We start from the raw sequence: 7,903 nt of genomic DNA on the forward strand, positions 1-7,903 counted from the left end.
CCACTTCGAAATGCTGGGCTGGTCCGAATGGAAGGTCGACCTGGTCTTCTGGCTGGTTGGGCTGATTGGCAGCGGAATTTATTTGATGATTTGGGGATAATTAACGATGAAAGAAATCGATAAATATGCTGGTAAAAACATTCTTGTTTTAGGTCTGGGCCGGAGCGGCTTCGCGGTCAGCAAGCTGCTTTTAAAGCTTGGCGCGCGCCTGACTTTAAATGACAAGGCGGACCTTACGGCTGACCCTAAGGCCAAGCAGTTGGCTGACCTGGGCGTCAGAGTAATTGGCGGCAGTCACCCGGTTGACCTTTTTGACCAGGAAAAGTTTGACTACCTGGTCAAGAATCCCGGCATCCCTTACGAGAACCCAATGGTGGCCAAGGCCAGCGAAAAAGGGGTTCCTGTCATCACTGAACCTGAAGTTGCTTTAAGCGCCAGCGAATCACCTTATGTCTGCGTAACCGGGTCAAACGGCAAGACCACTACGGTCATGCTGACCCAGCAGATCATGGACCACTACCTGGCAAAGCAGGGCCACCACGCTTACGCGGTCGGCAACATTGGCTGGCCGATTTCTGAAGTAGTTTTGGACCAGGCCGGCCCAGATGACCTTTTGGTCGTGGAAATGTCCAGCTTCCAGCTGATGGGGGTTACCGACATTGAACCAAAGGTAGCTGCCATCGTTGACATCTACAACAATGTTCACCTGGACTACCATAAGACTTTTGACAACTATGTTGATGCCAAGTTGAACATTGGCCGCTTCCAAAAGGATAGCGACTACTTCCTGGCCAACTTTGACCAAAAAGACATCCTGGCCAAGGAAGAAAAGGCAACCCACGCTAAGATCTTGACTTTCAGCGAAACTGATTCAGCAGCTGACTTCTACATCGGCCAGGACTACTTGATGCATGGCGATGAAAAGATGATGAAGATTGCCGACATCAAGCTGCCTGGGATCCACAACTTGCAGAACTCCCTGGTTGCCATCGGCATCAGCAGCCTGATGGGGGCGGGCAAGGACGACATCGCGGCCGTTTTGTCCACCTTCACCGGGGCTGAACACCGCCTGCAGTACGTGACGACCCTTGACGGGGTCAAGGTCTACAATGACTCCAAGTCAACCAATATCGAGGCTGCCACCGTGGCCATCCAGTCCTTTAAAGAGCCGGAAGTTCTCTTGGCCGGCGGCCTTGACCGGGGCTTTGTCTTTGACTCCCTGATCGATCTGTTTAAAAAGCACGTTAAGGCCATCGTGACCTATGGGGAAACCCGCTACCTGCTGGCTGACGCGGCCAGAAAGGCCGGGATCAAGACTATTGTGGTCGTTGACAACCTGCATGAAGGGGTCAAGGCAGCAGCCAAGCTGGCTGAAGCTGGCGACGTCCTGCTCTTTTCACCGGCCTGCGCTTCCTGGGACCAGTTCAAGACCTTTGAAGAACGCGGCGAATATTTTGTCAAGTATGTAAAAGAATTGGAAGAGAAATAAAATGAGAGTTATTTTTTCTGGTGGCGGCACGGGCGGCCACATTTATCCCATCATGGCCTTGATTGAACGCCTGAAGGAAGAAGGCATCTGCCAAGACGATGAGATTTTGTTCGTCGGCACCAAGAAGGGGCTGGAATCCAAGATCGTGCCAGCCGCCGGGGTCAACTTTAAGACCATTGACATCCAGGGCTTTGACAGAAAGCACCTGCTGAACAATGTTAAGACCATCCAGCTCTTTTTGAAGGCCACCAAGCGGGCCAAGGAAATCCTGGCTGACTTTAAGCCGGACGTTGTCCTGGGCACTGGCGGCTACGTCAGTGGGGCGATCGTTTATGAAGCCAGCAAGATGAAAATCCCGACCATGATCCACGAGTCAAATTCCGTGGTCGGGGTGGCCAATAAGTTCTTAGGCCACTATGTGGACAAGATCTGCTACACTTTTGATGACGCGGCCAAGGAATTTCCGGAAAAAAAGAAGCTGGTCAAGACTGGCAACCCGCGTTCCCAGCAGGTTTTGAGCTTAAACGCCAAGCCTGTTGACCTGGAGGGAGACTTGGGCCTTAACCCGCAGATTCCTACGGTCCTGGTCTTTGGGGGTTCCCGGGGGGCTTTGGCCATCAACCGGGTTATGCTTAAGTCCTTGATGGAGCTGAAGAAGAAGCCTTATCAAGTGATCTGGGCCACTGGTACCTACTACTATGACGCTATTGAGAAAAAGCTGGCTGACGTTGACTACGGCGACTCCATCAAGGTCGTGCCGTATATCGCCAACATGCCAGGCCTCTTGCCGGAAATGACCTGCGTTGTTTCCCGGTCCGGGGCAACCAGTCTGGCTGAATTCACGGCTTTAGGCGTACCGGTGATCTTGATCCCAAGTCCAAACGTCACCCACAACCACCAGATGAAGAACGCCATGGACCTGGAAAAGGCCGGGGCAGCTTTGGTGATTGCTGAAGATGATCTGAACGAAAACACCTTCGTGTCTTCAATTGACCACTTGCTCTTAGACCAAAGCTATGCAGAAAAGATGCGGCAGGCTTCCAAAGCCTTGGGCGTGCCAGATGCCTCTGACCAGGTCATCAAGGTCATGAAGGAAATTGCCAAGAAGAACTGATGAAAAAAGATTAGGAGGAAGCGATGGCTCGCAAACGGATAACCCGCAGAGATCCAGAAGAGGAACTCTCTAAATTTTTACGCCACGAACCTGGCCAGGGGCAGGAAGGGCGGAAATTGTCGAGCCAGCTTACTTCGCTTAAAAAAGAGCGCAGGCGGGGCCTCTTGACCCGGCTGGGCTCGATCATGACCGTCTGCCTTTTGGCCATAGCCTTTTTAGCCTACTACGTTTCGCCTTTGGCTGACGTATCGACGGTCAGGGTGCTCGGAGCCGATGACCTGGATGGCAAAAGCATGGTTGAAGTAGCCCAGATCAAGGCTTCTGACAAGGTGGTCGATGCCTTGCGCAGCCAAAAGAAGATCAGCAAGAAGCTGGCCGCTAAATACCCCGAAGTTGCTTCAGTTACTTTATCAGTTAAGGGTCTGAACACTTTGAACATGCAGGTGCATGAACGGAAAGTGATTGGCTACATCAAGGATGGGTCCAGCTACCGGAAGATTCTCGCCAATGGGGAACTAGGCACCAAGAGCCTGGCTTGGAGCGAGGTGGATCATGATAAGCCGCTCTTTATTGGCTACAGCAAGCAGGTGGCCTTGAAGACCAACCTTAAAATTTTTAACTCTTTTCCTGAATATTTCAAAAAGCAGGTTAAGATGCTGTCTGGCAATACCAGGCGCAAAACCCAGATGATTCTGGTCATGAAAGATGGCAATGTGATAATCGGCAACACTGAGACGATAAAATCCAAGGTTAAGTACTATAACTCGATTAAACAGGATTTGACAACCAACAGTGTCATTGACATGGAAGTCGGTGCCTTTACCCGTCCTTTGACCAGCGCGGAAAAAAAGGCCTACGGCTTGTCTTAATTTTGTATTTTTAAAAAATTATGATATTATCTAAATATTAGAATTGGGGGAAGGAAACTTGGATAATTCAACTTTGTTAGTTGGTCTGGACATTGGGACCACGAGCATCAAAGTCGTTGTTGCCGACGCCGCTCATCAAGAGCTGCAGGTTTACGGGGCAGTTGCCGCGCCAACGCATGGGATGCGGCATGGAAAGATCGTTGATATCGATCAAGTTGCCGAATCTGTCAAGAACGCGATCCAGCAGGTCAGCGAGAAAACCAACAGCAAGATCAACCGAGTGGTGACAGCTTTGCCAGTCAGCATGCTGCAGCTGGAAAATGCGACTGGTCTGGTCAATATTTCTGATTCTGGCAAAGAAGTTGCCAATGAAGACGTGCAACAGGTGATGTATGCCGCCATCAAGGCCGCCAAGAAAAAGGACCGGCAGGCAGTTGCCTTCTTCCCAAGCCGCTTTTTGATTGACGGGGAAAAGGACGTTGACGATCCGCGGACCATGATTGCCCGCTCCCTCTTGGTGCAAGGGCTGGTAATGACGGCGCCGTCAGCGGAGATTCACAACATCAACACGGTTTTGAATCACGCCGGCATCCGGAACAACTTCTTCGTTCCGGCACCAATGGCCGTTTCCAGCGTGGCGCTGGATGAAGCTGAAAGAACCTTTGGGGCAATTCTGCTGGACATGGGCGGCGGCAGCACGACCGCCACGGTTATCCGCGACGGTCAGATCAAGTACGCCACGGTTGACCTAAAGGGGGCAGCTGACATCACTCACGACATTTCCGTGGTTTTGTCAACGACCATGAGCGATGCAGAAGCCTTGAAGCGGGATTATGGCTATGCCGACCCAGACCTGGCTTCTGAAAATGAAAAATTTGCAGTTAAAGCCGTGGGCAAGGACGAAAACAACCTGGTCAGCGAGAAGTATCTTAGTGAGATCATCAACGCCCGCCTGCAGCAGATCCTGCGCCGGGTCGGCCGGGGCCTGTACAACCATGATGCCCTGTCCTTGCCAGCCGGGGTCATCATTACTGGCGGCAGCGCGCTTTTGGCCGGGATCGATGAATTGGTAGCAGCCGACTATGACGTCAAGGCCAAGATCTACCAGCCTGCCCAGATTGGCCTGCGCAACCCGGTTTATTCAGTGGCTTACGGGATCGTCAACTATGCCAACCAGTTGAGCGACATTGGCTACCTGGCCAACACCGTGATTTATCATGATTCAGCTCTTGCTTCCAACGAGCGGCCGGCCAGCGGCGGAAATAGTCAAAAAAATGCTAAAAGAGTGACGCGGAAAGCTGAAAATGACACTGAATTAGCTTATAATAAGACTAAGCATGATGGGGAAGTAGACACAGAAACCCGGCATGAAGAAAAGACTAATAATAACGAAAATAAAAACAAGGGCTTGGCTGCATTTTTCAGAAAGTTCTTTGATTAAGGGTGGTAAACGTAGATGGCTTTGGATTTTACTTTTGATTCAGATGACAACAACAACGCAGTTATCAAAGTAATTGGCGTTGGCGGGGCGGGCGGCAATGCCGTCAACCGGATGATTGAAGACGGCGTGCAGGGCGTCTCCTTCATCGCGGCCAACACCGACGTACAAGCTTTGAACAGCAACAACGCTGAAGTTAAGATTCAGCTGGGGCCGAAACTGACCAGGGGCTTGGGAGCAGGTTCACATCCTGAAACCGGGCAAAAGGCCGCTGAAGAAAGCGAAGAAACGATTGAAGACGCGCTTAAAGGCGCTGACATGATCTTCATCACTGCCGGCATGGGCGGTGGTACTGGTACCGGGGCAGCCCCGGTGATCGCCAAAATTGCCCGGGAAACCGGTGCTTTGACGGTTGGGGTGGTTACCCGCCCATTTAGTTTTGAAGGCCCTAAGCGGTCCAAGAATGCCGCTGACGGGATCGCCAAGCTGAAGGAATACGTTGACACTCTGGTCATCGTTGCCAACAACCGGCTTTTGGAAATCGTTGACAAGAAGACGCCGATGATGGAAGCCTTCAAGGAAGCCGACAACGTCCTCAAACAGGGTGTCCAAGGCATTTCCGACTTGATCACTTCAACCGACTATGTGAACCTGGACTTCGCCGACGTCAAGACGGTCATGGAAAACCAGGGTGCAGCCTTGATGGGGATCGGCCGGGCCAGCGGTGAAAACCGGACGGTGGAAGCAACCAAGATGGCGATCTCCTCACCACTTCTGGAAGTTTCAATTGACGGGGCCAAGCAGGTCCTCTTGAACATCACTGGCGGTCCGGACTTGACCCTGTTTGAAGCCCAGGATGCTTCAGAAATCGTCTCAACTGCTGCCGGCGAAGACGTTAACATTATCTTCGGTACGGCCATCAACCCTAACCTTGGCGATGAAGTCGTGGTTACGGTGATCGCAACTGGGATTGACGACGAAGCTGAAGCAGCTGCGTCTAAGCAGTTGCCAGGCCGCGGCCACCAGGTGAGCGCTCCTAGAGAAAAGCCAGCTGCTCCCAAGATCTTGACTCCAGAAGAAGCAGCTCCAGCTGCTCCAGTGCAAGAAGCTCCAGTTCAAGAAGAAGTCAAGCCGGCCAGCCCGGTTAAGGAAGAGAAGCCAGCCATGATGGACCCAATCAGCGTTTGGGGCCTCAACGACGATGACTACTCAAGACGGCAGAACCCGGAAGAACAGAAGCGGCAGGCTGAAGAAAAAGATGCAAAGCTGGATGCTGATCCGAGCAGCACGATTTCACAAATTGACATCAACACCGATTACGACGACGATGATGATGACGACATTCCGTTCTTCAAGCATCGCCGGGACCGGTAAAGGAGGCAGAATAAATGAACAACAAATTGAAAGACTTTTTCGGCTTCGGCGATAACGATTCCTACGAGGAAAGAGACAGCTACGAAGACCGCTACGAAGAACAAGAAGAGATGCAAAACAGCTACCGGCCAAGCAGCAACCGCGACAGCAATGTCGTATCCATCAAGTCCGGCCAAGCTGGCAGCGGCCCAAGCAAGATCGTTCTTTACGAACCGCGGGTTTACTCTGATGCTAAGGAAGTAGCTCAGAACTTGCTCAACCAAAAGGCGATCATCATCAACTTCAGCCGGATGGACGATGCTTCTGCCCGCCGGGTGGTTGACTTCATCACCGGGACGGTTTACGCCCTCAATGGTGAAATCCAGCGCGTTGGCGACAAGATCTTCCTGGCTACCCCGCCGAAGTTTGAAACTGACGGCAAGATCACTGAACTGCTTGATAAGAAAGATACTTTAGGTTAATGCAAACATTTTTGGTTTTTTTGTACCGGCTGCTCTACTTCATCTGTGAAGCTTACAGCCTCTTGATCATTATTGATGCCTTTATGTCTTGGATTCCGGCGATCAGCGAATCAGCGGTTGGCCGTTGGATTGACCGGATTGTCAACCCCTTTGTCAACCTTTTTAGGCAGGGGCCGATCTTGCGCTTGATCTACGCGACTGGCATTGACATCTCACCGATGATTGCCTTGTTTGTGATCTACTTTGTCCAAAGCGTTGCCTTGGGCTGGCTCTTCAACATTTTAGGGAGGATTTTCCTATGATGGACAAGCGCCAAGCCAGCAGCTTTTACCCACATTTTGCAATTGAAGAAAGACCAACAATTGACCATTTTGTTGGTCTTTTTAATCGCCTTTTGTTTACCGGTCAAGCTGTCTTGACCGACTTCCTGGACCCCCGGCAAAGGCAGATCATGGAGACGATCGCTGGCGGGGAAGCCATCGTGCAGGCTTTTGGCGGCTATGAAGAAGCAGAAAAGTGCCGTCTCTACATTAGTCTTGAATGGGAGAACCTGAAGCCAGATGACTACCAGGTTCAGCTTTTTGAAATTGCCTATCCGCAAAAGTTCGCCAGCCTCCGCCATAGCCAGATTCTGGGCAGCTTGGCCAATTCCGGGGTAAAGACCGGCACCTTTGGCGACATCATTACGGATGGGCAAGGCCGATGGCAGTTTTTCGCGGAAAAAGAACTGGCCGAATTTTTTGCCAGTCAGATCGACCGGATGGGGCCGGTCAAGGTCCGCCTAGAAGAGAAGCCGTTAAAAGACCGCTTAGAAGCAGAAGACAATTCCGAGGCCATTACTGCTGTGGCGTCCTCTATGCGCCTGGACGCGGTTTTAGCGGCTCTAAGCAATAAATCCCGCAGCCAGGTAAAAGAGGCCTTGGAAGCTGGAGAGGTCCGCTTAAACTGGCATGAAGAAATGAGGGGGGAAAGCCTGCTGAAAGTCGGGGACATCTTGAGCCTGCGCCGCTTTGGCCGGGTCAAGCTCTTGTCCGCTCAGCCCAGCAAAAAAGGCCGCCTCCGGCTGGAAGGCCAGTTTTGGCCAGCAAAAAGACAATAAATATTGTCAATAACTTGGGATAATGTCCCGTAAAATTTAAATTATTAGCGGGGAATTTT

Annotated in this window: 8 protein-coding genes and 1 pseudogene; all 9 read left to right on the plus strand. The window is 51.6% G+C overall.

Going from position 1 to position 7,903, the window contains the following annotated elements:
* Window positions 1-100, plus strand: a pseudogene (locus tag ACI32D_RS05355) (phospho-N-acetylmuramoyl-pentapeptide-transferase); the annotation flags it as partial.
* 6 nt (window positions 101-106) lie between these two features.
* The gene (gene murD / locus ACI32D_RS05360; RefSeq protein WP_439775580.1) at window positions 107-1,489 is read left to right on the plus strand and encodes a UDP-N-acetylmuramoyl-L-alanine--D-glutamate ligase; all 1,383 of its coding nucleotides are present in this window, start codon (window positions 107-109) and stop codon (window positions 1,487-1,489) included.
* A 1-nt stretch (window position 1,490) separates the two neighbouring features.
* Complete coding sequence (murG, locus tag ACI32D_RS05365) at window positions 1,491-2,603, plus strand: undecaprenyldiphospho-muramoylpentapeptide beta-N-acetylglucosaminyltransferase (protein WP_439775581.1); 1,113 nt, start codon at window positions 1,491-1,493, stop codon at window positions 2,601-2,603.
* A 23-nt stretch (window positions 2,604-2,626) separates the two neighbouring features.
* The gene (locus tag ACI32D_RS05370) at window positions 2,627-3,472 is read left to right on the plus strand and encodes a cell division protein FtsQ/DivIB (RefSeq protein WP_439775582.1); all 846 of its coding nucleotides are present in this window, start codon (window positions 2,627-2,629) and stop codon (window positions 3,470-3,472) included.
* 58 nt (window positions 3,473-3,530) lie between these two features.
* The gene (gene ftsA / locus ACI32D_RS05375) at window positions 3,531-4,913 is read left to right on the plus strand and encodes a cell division protein FtsA (RefSeq protein ID WP_439775583.1); all 1,383 of its coding nucleotides are present in this window, start codon (window positions 3,531-3,533) and stop codon (window positions 4,911-4,913) included.
* Window positions 4,914-4,928: 15 nt separating this feature from the next.
* On the plus strand, window positions 4,929-6,284 hold the full coding sequence (gene ftsZ, locus ACI32D_RS05380; protein ID WP_439775584.1) for a cell division protein FtsZ: 1,356 nt from the start codon (window positions 4,929-4,931) through the stop codon (window positions 6,282-6,284).
* 14 nt (window positions 6,285-6,298) lie between these two features.
* Window positions 6,299-6,745, plus strand: a complete 447-nt coding sequence (locus ACI32D_RS05385) for a cell division protein SepF (protein WP_439775585.1) — start codon at window positions 6,299-6,301, stop codon at window positions 6,743-6,745.
* Window positions 6,745-7,047: a YggT family protein gene (locus ACI32D_RS05390; protein ID WP_300615333.1), complete on the plus strand. Its 303-nt coding sequence runs from the start codon at window positions 6,745-6,747 to the stop codon at window positions 7,045-7,047. Before ACI32D_RS05385 ends, ACI32D_RS05390 begins: the two co-directional genes overlap by 1 nt.
* Window positions 7,047-7,844 (plus strand): RNA-binding protein, encoded by a 798-nt coding sequence (locus ACI32D_RS05395; protein ID WP_439775586.1) that lies wholly within the window; start codon window positions 7,047-7,049, stop codon window positions 7,842-7,844. The genes ACI32D_RS05390 and ACI32D_RS05395 overlap by 1 nt, the downstream gene beginning before the upstream one ends.
* The last annotated feature ends 59 nt before the right edge of the window (window positions 7,845-7,903 follow it).

The organism is Lactobacillus sp., from assembly GCF_051873315.1.
Classification (GTDB): domain Bacteria; phylum Bacillota; class Bacilli; order Lactobacillales; family Lactobacillaceae; genus Lactobacillus.

Excerpts from the sequence above, each read along its gene's own strand:
- murD (WP_439775580.1), top strand. The coding sequence starts at position 107 with ATGAAAGAAATCGATAAATATGCTGGTAAAAACATTCTTGTTTTAGGT.
- ACI32D_RS05385 (WP_439775585.1), top strand. The coding sequence starts at position 6,299 with ATGAACAACAAATTGAAAGACTTTTTCGGCTTCGGCGATAACGATTCC.
- ACI32D_RS05370 (WP_439775582.1), top strand. The coding sequence starts at position 2,627 with ATGGCTCGCAAACGGATAACCCGCAGAGATCCAGAAGAGGAACTCTCT.
- ACI32D_RS05390 (WP_300615333.1), top strand. The coding sequence starts at position 6,745 with ATGCAAACATTTTTGGTTTTTTTGTACCGGCTGCTCTACTTCATCTGT.
- ftsZ (WP_439775584.1), top strand. The coding sequence starts at position 4,929 with ATGGCTTTGGATTTTACTTTTGATTCAGATGACAACAACAACGCAGTT.
- ACI32D_RS05395 (WP_439775586.1), top strand. The coding sequence starts at position 7,047 with ATGGACAAGCGCCAAGCCAGCAGCTTTTACCCACATTTTGCAATTGAA.
- murG (WP_439775581.1), top strand. The coding sequence starts at position 1,491 with ATGAGAGTTATTTTTTCTGGTGGCGGCACGGGCGGCCACATTTATCCC.